Below are 14,714 nucleotides of genomic sequence, written 5' to 3' on the forward strand. Positions count from 1 at the left end.
GTTTATTGAATGTTAAAGTCAGGCGGGAGGATAGTCGGCCAGCAGGCGCCGCGCCGCGGCCAGCACTTCCGGCACGCCGGGCGGCGCGCCTTTGTCGCCCAGGTTGATGATTTTCGGCGACCAGTTGCCTTCCGTTTTCCACAGCGGCGAATCGGCATAGATTTCCACCGTCGGGCGCACAAAGGCGGCGGCGATGTGCGTCAGGCCCGTGTCAACGCCGACCACCAGCGCCGCGTGGCGCGCCAGCAGGGTGGCGTCGCCCATCGACAGTTTCGGCAGCACGCGCGCGTTGGGCAGGCCGGCCGCCAGCACTTCCGCTTCCGCCTTTTCCTTGGGCGAACCCCAGGGCAGCAAAATCGGCATGGGTGCGAGCGCCTGGCCTAGAGCGATCCAGTGTTCCGGCGCCCATTTCTTGGCGTCGCGCGCCGTGCCGTGGAAATACACGCAGTAAGGTGCTTCGCCCATCCAGTCCGGGCGCGGCTCGCTGTTCGATACTTCCGGCAAGCCGAAATCGGCCGGGGTGTCGACCGCGTAGCCGAGTGCCGCGCCGGCCACCAGTCGGCCGCGCGCCACCGCATGCGTACGCGGGTCAAGCGGAATGCTTTTGGTATGGAACAGGCGCGAGATGCCTTCGTAGCCGGAGCCTTCGCTGCCATTGGCCAGGCCGACCTTCTGTCCGCCCGGCGCCAGGCGCGCGGCGCCCATGATGATGCCCGTCTTGAGCAAGCCCTGGGTATCGAACACATAATCGTAATGCGTCTGGCGCAGGCTGCGGAAGAAGGCGGCGATTTCCGCGCGCGTCTCCTTCTTGCCCAGGCTCTTGCGCCAGCGCCGCAGCGCGAACGGGAAGATGGTGTTCACGCGCGGGTTCAGGCGCACCAGGCTGGCGTAACCCTCCTCGACCACCCAGTCGATGGTCGCGTTCGGGAAATGGCGTGCGATGTCCGCCACCATCGGCAGGTTATGCAGCACGTCGCCCAGCGAGGATACCCGCACCAGCAGGATTTTCAAGGGCGCCTGTGCGCCAGGTTGAGCCGCCATGCTGTCAGAACGGCAGTACGGCGTCTGGCTTGGCGGCCAGGATCACGCTCTTGAACTGTCCCTGGATGCGCGCCAGCGCTGCCGGCGTTTCCGCTTCGAAGCGCATGACGATCACCGGCGTGGTGTTCGACGAACGGGCCAGGCCGAAGCCGTCCGCGTATTCCACGCGCAAGCCGTCGATGGTGATGATCTGTTCATTGCCGGGGAAGACGGCGTCGCGGCGCAGCATGTCCATCAGTGCGACGTTCTCGCCTTCCTTCAGTTCCAGGTGCAGTTCCGGCGTGCTGTCGGACTGCGGCAGGGAATTCAGCAAAGCCGAAGGATCCGCTTCGCGCGTGAGGATTTCCAGCAGGCGCGCGGCCGAATACATGCCGTCGTCGAAACCGTACCAGCGGTCCTTGAAGAAGATATGACCGCTCATTTCGCCGCCCAGCGGCGCGCCCGTTTCGCGCAGCTTGGCTTTCACCAGCGAGTGGCCCGTCTTGTACATCAGCGGCACGCCGCCATGCTTGCTGATCCACGGCGCCAGGTGGCGCGTGCATTTCACGTCGTACAAAATCTGCGCGCCAGGGTGGCGGGTCAGCACGTCGGCGGCAAACAGCATCATCTGGCGGTCGGGGTAGATGATCTGGCCATCCTTGGTGACTACGCCCAGGCGGTCGCCGTCGCCATCGAAGGCGATGCCGATTTCGGCATCCGTCTCGGCCAGGCAGCGGATCAGGTCTTGCAGGTTTTCCGGATGCGCCGGGTCCGGGTGGTGGTTCGGGAAATTGCCATCGACTTCGCAGAACAGTTCGATGACGTCGCAGCCCATGCCGCGGAACAGGTCGCCCGCGAATGCACCGGCCACGCCATTGCCGCAGTCGACGGCGATCTTGATCGGGCGCGCCAGCTTGACGTCGCCCAGGATGCGCTCCAGGTAGGCGGCGCGGATATCGTGCGTGGCATAGGTTCCCGGGTTGGCAACGTCCTTGGCGCTGGCGCTGCCGTCGTGCGCGACGATGCTGTGGTAGAGGGCCTGGATCGCTTCGCCGTGGATCGCTTCACCGGCCAGCACCATCTTGAAGCCGTTGTAATCGGGCGGATTGTGGCTGCCCGTGACCATGATGCCGGAGCGCGTATCGAGCACGTTCGTGCCGAAGTACACCATCGGCGTGGCCACCACGCCCAGGTCGATCACGTCGACGCCGGCCGCTTGCAAGCCCTGCGCCAGCGCCGCCGTCAATTCCGGTCCCGACAGGCGGCCATCGCGGCCGATCACGACCCGCTGCTCGCCCTTGGCCAGGGCGGCCTGGCCAAATGCCTGGCCGATCTTGTGGGCCACGCTGGCATCGAGGGTTTTAGCGATGATGCCCCGAATATCGTAGGCCTTGAAGATCGTTCTGGACAATGGAAGCATGGTGTGGGCGGTATAAGTAGGGTCAAATAGGGAAGCCTGGCAAGGCGCGGCGCGCGGCTGACAGCCGTGCCACTGCGCCAGGAGTATACCGAATTATACGCGCAGCAGATCGATCGACTTGCCCGATTCCACCCACTGTTTGACCCACAGCGGCTGGCGGCCACGGCCAGTCCATTGCTCGGACGCATTGTCAGGATGGCGGTAACGCACGGCGACTTTGCCCGTGCGCGGGTGCAAGCCATCGAGTATCAGCTGTTTCAACGGAATGCCCGCCTGCTGCGCGATGGCCATGATCTGTTCGCGCGCCTTGTTCAAGTCTTCGCGTTCGCGGCCGTTCAATTCCTGCTTGACATTATCTTCCAGTTTGCGCAATTCCAGCATCGTCAGCGTCGACAGATCCATTGGTACATCCTTTATATTAATTTAAATAATAAAATCACGTGGAATATACTACATTGCATAAATACCTGCGCACCATTGCATAATCCATCGCCAATTGAATCACGACTCCCGATTTATTTGGCGGCCCAACATTAAGATTAAATGAAGAATATGCAGGAAGCGTGCGTGGAGGTAAATAAACATGGATGAAATGGCATTCCGGAATGCCTGAGCGGCGTGCCGCAAGATAATGACCGATATATGACAGCGGAAAGTTCCGCCCAATTAAATCCCCCTGCGGCCATAATCGGCGCCCTTATTTTCTTCCGCCGGCCAGACTCGCAATCGGGAAATCGCCGGCAATGCAGCCGACGCCAATGGGCCGGCATGCTTATAATGCAGGCGCATAGTTCACTTCACCCGGCACACATGAAAACTTACTTTATCGGCGATCTGCAAGGCTGCCATGCACAAACCGTCGAACTGATCGAACGGATCCAGGCGGCAGCCGATGGCCCCTACCGCCTGCTGTTCGCGGGCGACCTGATCAACCGCGGTCCGGCCTCGCTGGCCACCCTGCGCCACATTTACGCGCTGGCGCGGCAGGGCCTGGCCGACAGCGTCCTGGGCAACCATGACTTGCACCTGCTGGCCGTGGCCAACGGCATCCGCCCCGAGCATGCGTCCGATACGCTGGCCGAGATCCTCGACGCGCCCGACCGCGACGAGTTGCTCACCTGGCTGCGCCAGCGGCCATTGGCGCTGGAACACGACGGCCATGTGCTCGTGCATGCGGGCCTGCTGCCGCAATGGAGCGCGACCCAGGCCCTGTCCCTGAGCGGCGAAGTGTCCGCCATGCTGCGCAGCGACGAGTGGGTGGCCTTCCTGCGCACCATGTACGGCAACGAGCCGGCCGCCTGGCGCGACGACCTGCAGGGCGCCGACCGGCTGCGCTGCATCGTCAACGCCATGACGCGGCTGCGCTTTTGCACGCCGGACGGCGTGATGGACTTCAAGATGAAGGAGAGCGGCAGCCCGCCACCGGGCTCCGGCCTGCTGCCGTGGTTCGACGTGCCGGGACGGCGCAGCGCCGGCGACACCATCGTCTTCGGCCACTGGTCGGCGCTGGGACTGCAGTTGCGGGAACACCTGATCGGCCTCGATAGCGGCTGCGTCTGGGGTGGAAAACTGTCGGCCGTGTGCCTGGAAGACCGCTCCTTGCTGCAGGTCGACTGCCCCGCCTTCCAGCAGCACAGCGGCAAGCGCTAAATGGCAAGCATGGCGCGCATATGCTTAGTCGAAATCGGTCGTTGGCCTTGCCGCGCGCAGCCCGTATGATGGCGCTTTTGCCTGTGCGATCCCATGCATCCTGATACCGACAGACTGGCGCGCTGGCTGCTCGGCAGCCTGGAACTCGACACCGCCGTCCTGCATGTGGGCCAGTACTGCGGCCGCTGGCGCGCTTCCACGGCCGGCCGGGAACTGGGCAGCTTTCACCTGGTGCTCGATGGCCACTGCTATCTGCACCTCGATGGGGCGGCGCCGATTGCGCTCGGCCCGCGCGACGGCGTCTTCCTGCTGCGCGACTTGCCGCACTTCCTCAGCCCCCACAGCGACCCGCTGCAGGCGGTCAGCGCGCAAACGATGCTGCCGCTGCAAGCGTCCACGGACCAGCCAGCGACGGCGCTGGCCTGCGGCTTCTTTCAATTTCGCGGTGCCCTCTCCGCGCTGATCGTCGACTCCTTCCCGCCGTACCTGCTGATACGCGGCGACGCCCCCGCCTTCAGCGCCGCCGCCGCGCTGTTCGACCTGATCCTGGCGGAAGCGGGCGGCGATCCGGAACAGCCGTCGCCGCTGATTGCGCGCCTGGTCGAACTGCTGTTCTTTTACCTGATCCGCCATGTGGCGCAGGGCGAGCAGGTGGCGGCCGGCCTGCTGTCGCTGCTGCACCAGCCCGCGTTTTCGCCGCTGCTCGAACGCATGCTCGACGCGCCCGCCGACGACTGGTCGATCGAGAACATGGCCAAGGCGGCGTGCATGTCGCGCGCCAGCTTCTGCAAGCATTTTGCCAGCGCCAGCGGCCACTCGCCGGCCCAGTTCCTGCTCCTGCTGCGCATGAAGATCGCCGCGCGCCGCCTGCACGACGGCGTCTCCGTCGAACGCGCGGCCGAACTGGTGGGCTACCGCTCGCACGCCGCCTTTACGCGCGCCTTCAAACGCGTCACGGGCGAGCAGCCGGGCGCCTACCGGCGCGACCAGAGATTGCGCCAGCTGGCCAGCTGAAGTCAAGGAACGCGAAATCGCAGACGAACGAACACAAAACGACGACGCTGACGTCTGTTGCGTGCACGGCATGGCCGATATAATGGCCGGGTGACTTACCAACTTAGCAAGGTACCCCATGTCCCGTCTGACGCTGCACACTCTCGATACCGCCCCGGCCGATAGCCGCCCCTTCGTGGAAAAGGCCATCGCCAACAATGGCTTCCTGCCCAACCTGATCGGCGTGCTGGCCAATGCCCCGCTGGCCCTGGAAACCTATCTGACCGTCTCCGGCATCAACGGGCGCGCCAGCCTGAGCCTGATGGAACGCGAAGTGGTGCAGATCACGGCCGCGCGCATCCACGGCTGCGATTTCTGCATCGCCGGCCATAGCGCCATCTCGCTGAAAAAAGCGGGCCAGACGCCGGACACGGTGCGCGCCCTGCAGCACGGCCAGCCGACGAACGACGCAAAACTCGACGCCGTCGCCGCCTTCGCCACAGCCGTCATCGCCACGCGCGGCGCCGTCAGCGACGCCGAATATCAAGCCTTCCTGGCCGCCGGCTACAACGAACAGCAGGCGCTGGAAGTGGTGCTGGGCATCAGCCTGGCCACCTTGTGCAATTTCTCCAACAGCCTGGCCGGCACGCCCGTCAATCCGCAATTGACACCCTACCTGCCTGGCGCCGTCTGACATGGGCCAGCTTAATCACTGGCTGCACATGCATGCCGACCAGCTAGACCAATCGTCGGAACTGGCTGAAACCGTCCTGCCGGCACTCGCTGGCGACCAACTGCTGGCCATCGGCGTGCCGCGGGAACACGGCGGCGCGGGCGGCGACGTGCGCGACGCCATCGACGCCATCGCCAAAGTGGCCGAGCAATCGGTGACTGCGGCCTTTGTCTTCTGGGGCCAGCGCTGCTTCATCGAATTCCTGCTGCAAAGCGAAAACCGCGCGCTGGCCGAGCGCCGCTTGCCCGGCCTGCTGGCAGGCACGCAGGCAGGCGCCAGCGGTTTGTCGAACGCCATGAAATTCTTGTCCGGCATCGAGCAGCTGCAAATCACGGGCGCGCGCCACGATGACGGCCTGCTGGTCGACGGCGGCCTGGCCTGGGTGACGAACTTGCGCAAGGCGGGTTTCGTCGCGGCGGCCGCCGTGGCGCCGGACGACGGCGCGCCACCCGTCATCGTCGCCTTCGACAGCGGCACGGCTGGCGTCAAACGCAGCGACGACCTGGACCTGATCGCCCTGCGCGGCAGCAATACGGCTTCCGTCAAGCTGGCGCAGGTGCACATCCCCGCCGCGGACATCATCAGCGACAATGCGCCGGCCTGGCTGCCGCAAGTGCGCCCTTCGTTCCTCGGCATGCAGTGCGGCCTGTCGATCGGCCTGGCGCGCGCCAGCCTGGCCAAAGCGGCGCAGATTTCCGCCGGTTCGCGCAACCAGCTCACGCCGCGCATCGAAGCGCTGCAAGCGACCCTGGAAAGCGCCGTCGCGACCCTGCTGGCCGGCGTGCACGATGGCCGTTTCAGGACGCAGGCGCCGGCCATGTTCCGCCTGCGCATACAGCTGGCCGACGTGCTGCAGCAAGCCTTGATGCTGGAGCTGCAAGCGATGGGCGGGCGCGCCTATTTGAACGCCGAGCAGCAGGGCTTTGCCCGCCGCTGGCGCGAATCGTCGTTCATCCCCATCGTCACTCCCAGCCTGACGCAATTGCAGGCGGCCTTGCAGCTGTTCGACAGCCAGCAGGCGGCCAAGGCGGGAGCGTCGGCATGAGCGTGACTGATTGGGCGCTGCAGGCACAGGACCTGAGCTACGCCTATCCGGGCACGGCACCCGTGTTCCAGCACGTCTCGCTGGGCGTGCGCAAGCGCGAAATCGTCTGTCTGCTGGGCGGCAGCGGCTGCGGCAAATCGAGCCTGCTGCGCGTGCTGGCGGGCTTGCAGCCACCATCCACGGGCGAGATCCAGTTCCTCGACGCTCCCATGCGCGAACCGGACCCGCGCAGCGCCCTCGTCTTCCAGCAAGCCAGTTTGCTACCCTGGCTGAACGTCACGGGCAACGCCGGCTTCGGCCTGGACTTCAAGCACCAGCCGCAGCTGACGCGCGCAGCGCACGAGGCGCGCGTGGCGCAAGCCATCGAAGCGGTCGGCTTGAAGGGCCGCGAAAAGCTGTATCCGTCCGCGCTGTCGGGCGGCATGGCGCAGCGCGTGGCCCTGGCCCGCGCGCTGGCCCGCGAACCGGAACTGCTGTTCGCCGACGAACCGTTTTCCGCCCTCGACGCCATCACCCGCGCCGAGATGCAATCCTTGCTGGTCGACGTGGTGCACCGCTGGCACACGGCCGTGCTGCTGGTCACGCACGATATCGACGAAGCGATTCTCGTGGCCGACCGCATCTTGCTGATGGGCGGCAAGCCGGGCAACATCGTGCGCGAATGGCCCGTCGCCATCGACCAGCCACGCGTCGGCCACAGCGCCGACGTCATCGCCCTGAAAATGGATATCCTCGACGCCCTGCAGGCGCTGCAAAAGCAGGATCAAGCGCCTGCCTTTGCTCCCCATTAATCGACCGGAACTTTCCCATGACATTCGAAGACCACAACAAACCCCTGCATATCTGCGCCTCGTCCGATTGCGACTGCGGCCTGACGCGGCGCGACTTCCTGCGCATGTCGGCCCTGGCCACGGCCAGCGTCGCCTCGCCCCTGCTGTTCGCCGGCGACGCCATGGCCCAGCAAGGCCCGAAAGGCGACGACCAGCCCGTGAAAATCGGCTACCTGCCGATCACCGACGCCACCCCCCTGCTCGTCGCCCACGCCCGTAAAATGTTCGAAGCGGAAGGCTTGCAGGCGGAAACGCCACGCCTGTTCCGCAGCTGGGCGCAGATCATCGAAGCGTTCGTCGCCGGCCAGGTCAACGTCATCCACTTGCTGTCGCCGGCCACCTTGTGGGTGCGCTACGGCGCCAAGTTCCCCGCGAAGGTCGTCGCCTGGAACCACGTCAACGGCTCCGCGCTGACGGTGGCCAACGAGATCAACAAGGTCTCCGACCTGGGCGGACGCACGGTCGCGATTCCCTTCTGGTACTCGATCCACAACATCCTGCTGCAGCAAATCCTGTCCTCGAACGGCTTGACCCCGGTCACGCGCGCGCGCAACGCGGCCATCAAACCGAATGAAGTCAACCTGATCGTGCTGGCGCCTGCCGAAATGGTCTCGGCCCTGGCCAGCAAGTCGATTGCCGGCTACATCGTGGCGGAACCCTTCAATGCGGCGGCGGAAAACGCCGGCATCGGCAAGATCCTGCGCTTCTCGGGCGACGTGTGGAAAAACCATGCGTGCTGCGTCACCTTCCTGTCCGAGCGCGACATCAACACGCGTCCCGAATGGGCGCAAAAGGTCACCAACGCCATCGTCAAGGCGCAGCTGTGGACGCGCTCGAACCAGGTAGACACGGCCAAGCTGCTGTCGAACGTGGGCGAGCACCGCTACACGCCGCATCCGCTGCAGGTGCTGACCAAGGTGCTGGCCACCACCGATTACGCCGGCTATGAAAAGCAGGGCCTGATCGTGCACAAGAACTGGCAGCAGCGCCGCATCGACTTCCAGCCGTACCCGTTCGCCTCGTACACGGAAGAACTGGTGCGCGCCATCGGCCGCACCAAGGTCGAGGGCGATACGCGCTTCCTGGCCAACCTCGATCCGAAGTTCGCCGCGCGCGACCTGGTCGATGACCGCTTCGTGCGCAAGGCCATCACGGCAGTCGGCGGCCCGGCCGCCTTCGGCTTGCCGGCCAACCTGCTGCGCAGCGAAACCGTGGCGGTCTGACGATGGCGAGCAAGTTGTTCACGAAGTTCGGCCTGCCCCTGGTGGGGCTGGCCTGTGCCTTGCTGTTGTGGTCCATGGGCGTGACGACGCTGGAGAAATCCACGCCGATTGCCACCGCCTTCGCGCCGCTGCCCACGGCGCTGGCGTTCCAGGAGATGGTCGGCGGCCTTGACATCTGGCTGCACGTGGTACTGAGCCTGCAACGGGTGGCCGTGGGCCTGGGACTGGCGATCATCATCGGCGTGCCGCTCGGCGTGCTGGTGGCCATGTCGAAAAGCTTTTCCGGCGCCGCCATGCCGCTGTTCCAGCTGCTGCGCATGATTTCGCCGCTGTCGTGGATGCCGATCGCCGTGATGGTGCTCGGTGTCGGTGACGCGCCCGTGTACTTCCTGCTGGGGTTTGCCGCCGTCTGGCCGATTTTGCTCAATACGGCGGCCGGCGTGGCGCGGCTCGATCCGAACTGGCTGCTGCTGGCCCGCAGCCTGTCGGCCACGCGCAGCGAGATCGTCTTCAAGGTGATTTTGCCGGGCATCACGGCCGATATCCTGACGGGCGTGCGCCTGGCCATCGGCATCATCTGGATCGTGCTGGTGCCGGCGGAAATGCTGGGCGTGTCGGCGGGACTCGGCTACTTCATCCTCGACACGCGCGACCGGCTCGCGTATTCGGAACTGATGGCCGCCATCGTGCTGATCGGGATTTTAGGCTTTATCCTCGACTACCTGGCCCGCGCCGCGCATGCGCGCTGGCTGCACGTGAAGAATTAAGCTACCTTCTCCAGCGGCAGCGTAGCGGCGATAGTCGCCTGCGTTGCCGCCGCCAGCTCGCGCCGGTGCGCGTCCAGCGTCGCCACCGGCGCCAGACAGGTCAGGCGCGCCGTGATGGGCGGGCCGCTCAGGATCGCCACCATGCTTTGCGCAAAGCTCATGTCGCCGATGAAATCGACGGCATGGTGCAAGGCCCCCTTGTCATCCACATACACGAGCGCGAACGGCTGCACCGGCACTTGCGCGTCGATGGCCGCCTCGAACAGATTGGCGTGAAACGGCAGGATCTGCCCTTGCGCGGCGGTCGTGCCTTCGGGGAAAAACGCGATGCGCTCGCCCGCCGTCAATTTATCCACCAGACCCTGGAAGATCAGGCGCAAATCGCGCTTGCTGCCGCGCGAAATGAAAATGGTGCCGGCGCGCCCCGCCAGCCAGCCCAAGATCGGCCAGGCGCGGATTTCCGCCTTGGCGACGAAACGGCAGGGATGGACGGCATTGATGACGAAGATGTCGAGCCACGAAACGTGGTTCGCCACCACCATCGCATGGGCGAGCGCCGGCACGCTGTCTGCCGGCTGCGCCACGTGCACGCCGCAGATGTCGAGCAGCTGCGTCGACCAGCGGCGGATGCGCCGGTTGCGCCCCTCCAGGTCCAGCCAGGGAAAGAGCACGGCGCTCTTGGCCATGCCGCAGCCCAGGTGAATGGCGATGCGCGCGAGGCGGTAGGTAAGCAGAAGTTTCAAATGACACCAAGGTTGGAAGCAGATCCATACAGCCGCGTAGGTCGGCTTAGCCGCGCCAGCGAGGCGCGGCGTAAGCCGACAGGAGCCGCCATGGACTTGTCGGATTACGCGTACCGCTAATCCGACCTACGGCTCCGATACAAACAATTAACGCTGAAACGCCACCCGTCCGGCAACGATGGTTGCCTTGACGATGCCGCTCAGCTCATAGCCGAGGAAAGGCGTGTGCTTGCCCTGGCTGGCCAGCGAGGCCGACGACACGGTCCAGCGCGCGGCGGGATCGAAGACGCAGATGTCGGCCGCTTCGCCCACGGCCAGGCTGCCGGCCGGGATGCCGGCGACACGGGCCGCGTCGGACGTGACCTTGGCCACGGCGCGCGCCAGCGGACGGGCGCCCGCCTGCGGCTGGCCCAGCGCGTAGTCGTCGGCCCATTTCAGGGCCAGCGACAGCAGCAGTTCCAGGCCCGTGGCGCCGGGCGACGCTTCGCCGAACGGCAGCAGTTTTTCATCATCGTCGACCGGCGTATGGTCCGAGCACATGGCGTCGACCGTGCCGTCCAACAGGCCGGCGCGGATCGCATCGCGGTCGCGCTGGCTGCGGAATGGCGGCGTGACCCTGGCGTTCGGGTCGAAGAAACCGATGTCGGCATCCGTCAGGTGCACATGGTGCACGCCCACGTCGCAGGTGACGGGCAAGCCTTCGGCTTTGGCAGCGCGGATCAGTTCCAGGCCGGCCGCCGACGAAATGCGGCACAGGTGCACGCGCGCGCGGCTGGCGCGCATCAATTCGAAAATCGTGTGCAGGGCGATGGTTTCGGACATCACGGGCACGCCGGACAAGCCCAGGCGCGAGGCCAGCGGGCCGCTGTGGGCGATGCCGCCACGGCCGATGTGCGGGTCTTGCGGGCGCAGCCAGACGGTGTAGCCGAAGGTGTTCGCGTACTGCATGGCGCGCAGCAGCACGGTCGTGTCTTCAATCGGCTCTTCCGCCTGCGCGAAGCCGATGCAGCCCGCTTCCGTCAGTTCCGCCATCTCCGTCAGCGACTTGCCTTTCAAACCCATGGTCAGTGCGCCCAGCGGATGCACGTGGGCCTTGTTCTGCGTCTTGGCGCGGTATTTCAGCATTTCCACCAGGCCCGGCTCGTCCAGCACGGGGTCGGTGTCGGGCGGGCAGACCAGGCTCGTGACGCCGCCTTGCAGCGCCGCCTGCAATTCCGATTCCAGGGTCGCCTTGTATTCGTAGCCCGGCTCGCGCAGGCGCGCGGACAGGTCGACCAGGCCGGGGGAAACCACCAGGCCGGCCGCGTCAAACGTGGTGTCGGCGGTGAAGCCGGCCGGGGCGCTGCCCACGGCCAGCACCTTGCCGTCGGCGATAAACAGGTCTTGCAAGCCATCGATGCCATTGGCAGGGTCGATCAGGTGGCCGTTCTTGATATGTAGTGTCGTCATGCTCGCTTACTCGTCCTTGGGCTATCAGCCCTGATTACCAGCCAAAATACTCATCACCGCCATGCGCACGGCGATACCGAAGGTCACCTGCGGCAGGATCACCGCCTGCGGACCGTCGGCCACGGCCGAATCGATCTCCACGCCGCGGTTCATCGGGCCCGGATGCATGACGATGGCGTCCGGTTTCGCCAGCGCCAGGCGCTCGGGCGTCAAGCCGTAGCTCTTGAAATACTCCTGCGCCGACGGCAGCAGCGCGCCGCTCATGCGTTCATTTTGCAGGCGCAGCATGATGATCACGTCCACGCCTTTCAAGCCTTCATCCATGTTGGTGAAGGTGCGCACGCCCATCTGTTCCAGGCCGCCTGGCAGCAGGGTGTGCGGGCCGATGGCGCGCACTTCCGGCACGCCCAGGGTGGTCAGCGCATGGATGTCGGAACGGGCCACGCGGCTGTGCAGGATGTCGCCCACGATGGCCACCGTCAGATTGGTGAAATCCTTCTTGTAGTGACGGATCGTGTACATGTCGAGCAAGCCCTGGGTCGGGTGCGCGTGGCGTCCGTCGCCCGCGTTGACGACGTGGACGTGCGGCTGCTTGGTGTCGATCAGGTGCTTGGCGATCAGGTAGGGCGCGCCCGACTGCGCGTGGCGCACGACGAACATGTCGGCATGCATGGCCGACAGATTGTCGATGGTGTCGAGCAGGGACTCGCCCTTGCTGGCCGACGAGGCCTGGATGTTCAGGTTGATGACGTCGGCCGACAGCCTTTTTGACGCGATCTCGAAGGTGGTGCGGGTGCGCGTGGAGTTTTCAAAGAACAGGTTGAAAACGCTCTTGCCGCGCATCAGCGGGACCTTTTTCACATCGCGGTCGGAGATGCCGACGAACGAGGAAGCCGTGTCGAGGATGTGGTTGACGATAGACTTCGGCAAGCCTTCAATCGTCAGCAGGTGTTGCAGTTCGCCGTGTTTATTCAGTTGCGGATTAAGCATGGTGGGTATCTATGGTGAGCGTGAATTTTCCATCGTCGGCTTGCTTCAGGACCAGGGCCTGGCCCGGCGGCACGGCTGTGAAGGCGGCCACGAAATCGGCGGCCACCGGCAGTTGGCGTTCGCCGCGGTCGACCAGGGCGGCCAGCATGATCTTCGCCGGACGGCCATAATCGAACAATTCATTGATGGCCGCGCGCGTGGTGCGGCCCGTGTACAGCACGTCGTCGACCAGCAGGATGGTGGCGCCGGCCACGTCAAAGCTGATTTGCGTCGGCTTGACGTCGGCATGCAGACCCTTCTGGGCGAAGTCGTCGCGGTAGAACGAGACGTCGAGCACACCCAGGCGGCCCGGCAGGTTCAGGTCGCGCGCCAGGCGTTCGGCCAGCCAGGCGCCGCCCGAATGGATGCCGACGATGGCCACGTTGGGGATGCCCGCCAGGCCGCTCTGCACTTGCTGCAGCAAGACCGCGTACAGGGCCTCGGCGTCGAGTTGGGATGGATTCGTAGGATGCGGCATGGAGTTCTTGATCATTCAGGAATGGGCCAAAAGGTCAGATTAATAATTCGCGTCAAAATACTGTTGCAGGATGATGGCGGCGGCGCGGTCGTCGATGACTTCACCGCGCCTGGCGGCGATGACGGCCGAGGAATAACGCTCGTCGACCAGTTCCACCGGCAGGTTGAAGCGGCCATGCACCTGGTTGGCGAAACGGCGGCAGCGCGCGCTCATCTCGTGTTCCGTGCCATCGGGATGGCTGGGCAAGCCCACCACGATGCGGCTCGCGCCCCACTCCTTGATCAGGCTATCGATGGCGGCAAACTTCGGCTCGTTCGCCGTGGCCGTGATCACGCTGAGCGGCTTGGCCTGGCAAATCATGGTATTGCCGATGGCCACACCGATGCGTTTCAAGCCGAAATCGAAGGCGAGGATGGTGTCGATGGCGTCACCGCTCATGCGTGTCCGGCTTCCGATGCCAGCATGAGGGGGTCGATACCGAGCAACTTGATGGCCGCCACGTAGCGCTGCTCGATGGGAAAATCGAACAGGATGTCGGCCGAGGCGCCTACCGTCAGCCAGCCATTGCGGCCGATTTCGTCTTCCAGTTGGCCCGGACTCCAGCCCGAATAGCCGATCGAGACCAGCATGCGCTCGGGGCCATCGCCCTTGGCGACGGCTTCGAGCACGTCGATCGACGTGGTAAACGCGATTTCATCGGTCACCGTCAGCGACGAGGAATAGCGGGCGCCCGGCGTATGCAGCACGAAGCCGCGGTCGTCCTGCACCGGGCCGCCGAACATGATCGGTTCATTGATGATGGGCGTGTCGCTGCCGGCCGCCAGTTTCAGGTCGATGCGGTCGAACAGCACTTCCATGGTCATGTCGGTGGGCTTGTTGATGACGACGCCGAGCACGCCGTTTTCATTGTGTTCGCACACGTAGACGACCGTGCCGCCGAAGATCGGGTCTTGCATGGCCGGCATCGCAATGAGGAAATGGTTGGCCAGATTCAGGGGGGAGGAACCGGTCGCGGCCGGCTCTCCCACACCCTGCATCAGACGATGTCCTGGTAGAGTCTGGTCGATTTTACTCTTTTTCATACGCGATGCTCTCTCTGTGGGCTTGCTGGCAAGTCTCGCTTACCCCGCTATCGTACGCCTGGCACAAGCTGCCGCAAATCTTGGGCGGCGCGCACCGTGGTGCCAGGCGTTATTCTTGTTATGTTATAAATTAGTGATCCATTTGCCATGCTTGCCGGCGCATTTCAATGCCAATTGTAAAATTGATTGCAAAATCGCCGTCGCACATAAAGCACCATGAACATACCCGGTAGTTTACACTGAATTGCCGCC

At 64.7% G+C, this 14,714-nt stretch carries 16 protein-coding genes; 7 read left to right on the top strand and 9 right to left on the bottom strand.

The window, feature by feature from the left end; translation table 11 throughout:
- Positions 1-18: 18 nt before the first annotated feature.
- The 3 genes from waaC to KO539_RS06660 all read right to left on the bottom strand — a co-directional run bounded on the left by waaC (position 19) and on the right by KO539_RS06660 (position 2,842).
- Positions 19-1,041 (bottom strand): lipopolysaccharide heptosyltransferase I, encoded by a 1,023-nt coding sequence (waaC, locus tag KO539_RS06650; protein ID WP_219307981.1) that lies wholly within the window; start codon positions 1,039-1,041, stop codon positions 19-21.
- Positions 1,042-1,045: 4 nt separating this feature from the next.
- Positions 1,046-2,440: a phosphomannomutase/phosphoglucomutase gene (locus KO539_RS06655; RefSeq protein ID WP_099401567.1), complete on the bottom strand. Its 1,395-nt coding sequence runs from the start codon at positions 2,438-2,440 to the stop codon at positions 1,046-1,048.
- A gap of 93 nt (positions 2,441-2,533) precedes the next feature.
- The gene (locus tag KO539_RS06660) at positions 2,534-2,842 is read right to left on the bottom strand and encodes an H-NS family nucleoid-associated regulatory protein (RefSeq protein ID WP_219307983.1); all 309 of its coding nucleotides are present in this window, start codon (positions 2,840-2,842) and stop codon (positions 2,534-2,536) included.
- Between the two features lie 408 nt (positions 2,843-3,250).
- Here KO539_RS06660 and KO539_RS06665 point away from each other — a divergent pair, with 408 nt between their 5' ends.
- The 7 genes from KO539_RS06665 (at position 3,251) to KO539_RS06695 (ending at position 9,681) form a co-directional block, all read left to right on the top strand.
- On the top strand, positions 3,251-4,090 hold the full coding sequence (locus KO539_RS06665; protein ID WP_219307985.1) for a symmetrical bis(5'-nucleosyl)-tetraphosphatase: 840 nt from the start codon (positions 3,251-3,253) through the stop codon (positions 4,088-4,090).
- 93 nt (positions 4,091-4,183) lie between these two features.
- Positions 4,184-5,104 (top strand): AraC family transcriptional regulator, encoded by a 921-nt coding sequence (locus tag KO539_RS06670; RefSeq protein ID WP_219307987.1) that lies wholly within the window; start codon positions 4,184-4,186, stop codon positions 5,102-5,104.
- Between the two features lie 118 nt (positions 5,105-5,222).
- Positions 5,223-5,777 carry a carboxymuconolactone decarboxylase family protein gene (locus tag KO539_RS06675; RefSeq protein WP_099401571.1) on the top strand — a complete coding sequence of 185 codons (555 nt, stop codon included), beginning with the start codon at positions 5,223-5,225 and terminating at the stop codon, positions 5,775-5,777.
- Between the two features lies 1 nt (position 5,778).
- Positions 5,779-6,861 carry an acyl-CoA dehydrogenase family protein gene (locus KO539_RS06680; protein WP_219307989.1) on the top strand — a complete coding sequence of 361 codons (1,083 nt, stop codon included), beginning with the start codon at positions 5,779-5,781 and terminating at the stop codon, positions 6,859-6,861.
- Complete coding sequence (locus tag KO539_RS06685; protein ID WP_219307991.1) at positions 6,858-7,652, top strand: ABC transporter ATP-binding protein; 795 nt, start codon at positions 6,858-6,860, stop codon at positions 7,650-7,652. Before KO539_RS06680 ends, KO539_RS06685 begins: the two co-directional genes overlap by 4 nt.
- 17 nt (positions 7,653-7,669) lie before the next feature.
- Complete coding sequence (locus KO539_RS06690) at positions 7,670-8,914, top strand: ABC transporter substrate-binding protein (RefSeq protein WP_219307993.1); 1,245 nt, start codon at positions 7,670-7,672, stop codon at positions 8,912-8,914.
- Positions 8,915-8,916: 2 nt separating this feature from the next.
- On the top strand, positions 8,917-9,681 hold the full coding sequence (locus KO539_RS06695) for an ABC transporter permease (RefSeq protein ID WP_219307995.1): 765 nt from the start codon (positions 8,917-8,919) through the stop codon (positions 9,679-9,681).
- Here KO539_RS06695 and KO539_RS06700 read toward each other — a convergent pair.
- The 6 genes from KO539_RS06700 to KO539_RS06725 all read right to left on the bottom strand — a co-directional run bounded on the left by KO539_RS06700 (position 9,678) and on the right by KO539_RS06725 (position 14,462).
- Positions 9,678-10,424, bottom strand: a complete 747-nt coding sequence (locus KO539_RS06700) for a 1-acyl-sn-glycerol-3-phosphate acyltransferase (RefSeq protein WP_219307996.1) — start codon at positions 10,422-10,424, stop codon at positions 9,678-9,680. The two genes, KO539_RS06695 and KO539_RS06700, sit on opposite strands and share 4 nt — an antisense overlap.
- A 147-nt stretch (positions 10,425-10,571) precedes the next feature.
- Complete coding sequence (locus KO539_RS06705; protein ID WP_219307997.1) at positions 10,572-11,873, bottom strand: dihydroorotase; 1,302 nt, start codon at positions 11,871-11,873, stop codon at positions 10,572-10,574.
- Positions 11,874-11,897: 24 nt separating this feature from the next.
- Positions 11,898-12,863, bottom strand: coding sequence for an aspartate carbamoyltransferase catalytic subunit (locus KO539_RS06710; RefSeq protein WP_034746695.1), 966 nt, complete (start codon positions 12,861-12,863; stop codon positions 11,898-11,900).
- Entirely contained in the window at positions 12,856-13,380 is a 525-nt protein-coding gene (pyrR, locus tag KO539_RS06715; protein ID WP_035828187.1) for a bifunctional pyr operon transcriptional regulator/uracil phosphoribosyltransferase PyrR, read from the bottom strand. The genes KO539_RS06710 and pyrR overlap by 8 nt, the downstream gene beginning before the upstream one ends.
- 39 nt (positions 13,381-13,419) lie before the next feature.
- On the bottom strand, positions 13,420-13,818 hold the full coding sequence (gene ruvX / locus KO539_RS06720) for a Holliday junction resolvase RuvX (RefSeq protein ID WP_217916667.1): 399 nt from the start codon (positions 13,816-13,818) through the stop codon (positions 13,420-13,422).
- Positions 13,815-14,462 carry a YqgE/AlgH family protein gene (locus tag KO539_RS06725; RefSeq protein ID WP_374106344.1) on the bottom strand — a complete coding sequence of 216 codons (648 nt, stop codon included), beginning with the start codon at positions 14,460-14,462 and terminating at the stop codon, positions 13,815-13,817. Before KO539_RS06725 ends, ruvX begins: the two co-directional genes overlap by 4 nt.
- Positions 14,463-14,714 lie beyond the last annotated feature (252 nt).

This window comes from Janthinobacterium sp. NKUCC06_STL (assembly GCF_019345455.1).
Classification (GTDB): Bacteria; Pseudomonadota; Gammaproteobacteria; order Burkholderiales; family Burkholderiaceae_D; genus Janthinobacterium; species Janthinobacterium rivuli.

Bases quoted from the DNA above. Each gene is read 5' to 3' on its own strand.
- KO539_RS06690 (WP_219307993.1), top strand. From the start codon at position 7,670: ATGACATTCGAAGACCACAACAAACCCCTGCATATCTGCGCCTCGTCC.
- KO539_RS06725 (WP_374106344.1), bottom strand. From the start codon at position 14,462: ATGAAAAAGAGTAAAATCGACCAGACTCTACCAGGACATCGTCTGATG.
- KO539_RS06655 (WP_099401567.1), bottom strand. From the start codon at position 2,440: ATGCTTCCATTGTCCAGAACGATCTTCAAGGCCTACGATATTCGGGGC.
- pyrR (WP_035828187.1), bottom strand. From the start codon at position 13,380: ATGCCGCATCCTACGAATCCATCCCAACTCGACGCCGAGGCCCTGTAC.
- KO539_RS06710 (WP_034746695.1), bottom strand. From the start codon at position 12,863: ATGCTTAATCCGCAACTGAATAAACACGGCGAACTGCAACACCTGCTG.
- KO539_RS06705 (WP_219307997.1), bottom strand. From the start codon at position 11,873: ATGACGACACTACATATCAAGAACGGCCACCTGATCGACCCTGCCAAT.
- KO539_RS06695 (WP_219307995.1), top strand. From the start codon at position 8,917: ATGGCGAGCAAGTTGTTCACGAAGTTCGGCCTGCCCCTGGTGGGGCTG.
- KO539_RS06665 (WP_219307985.1), top strand. From the start codon at position 3,251: ATGAAAACTTACTTTATCGGCGATCTGCAAGGCTGCCATGCACAAACC.
- KO539_RS06680 (WP_219307989.1), top strand. From the start codon at position 5,779: ATGGGCCAGCTTAATCACTGGCTGCACATGCATGCCGACCAGCTAGAC.
- ruvX (WP_217916667.1), bottom strand. From the start codon at position 13,818: ATGAGCGGTGACGCCATCGACACCATCCTCGCCTTCGATTTCGGCTTG.
- KO539_RS06660 (WP_219307983.1), bottom strand. From the start codon at position 2,842: ATGGATCTGTCGACGCTGACGATGCTGGAATTGCGCAAACTGGAAGAT.
- KO539_RS06685 (WP_219307991.1), top strand. From the start codon at position 6,858: ATGAGCGTGACTGATTGGGCGCTGCAGGCACAGGACCTGAGCTACGCC.
- waaC (WP_219307981.1), bottom strand. From the start codon at position 1,041: ATGGCGGCTCAACCTGGCGCACAGGCGCCCTTGAAAATCCTGCTGGTG.
- KO539_RS06670 (WP_219307987.1), top strand. From the start codon at position 4,184: ATGCATCCTGATACCGACAGACTGGCGCGCTGGCTGCTCGGCAGCCTG.
- KO539_RS06675 (WP_099401571.1), top strand. From the start codon at position 5,223: ATGTCCCGTCTGACGCTGCACACTCTCGATACCGCCCCGGCCGATAGC.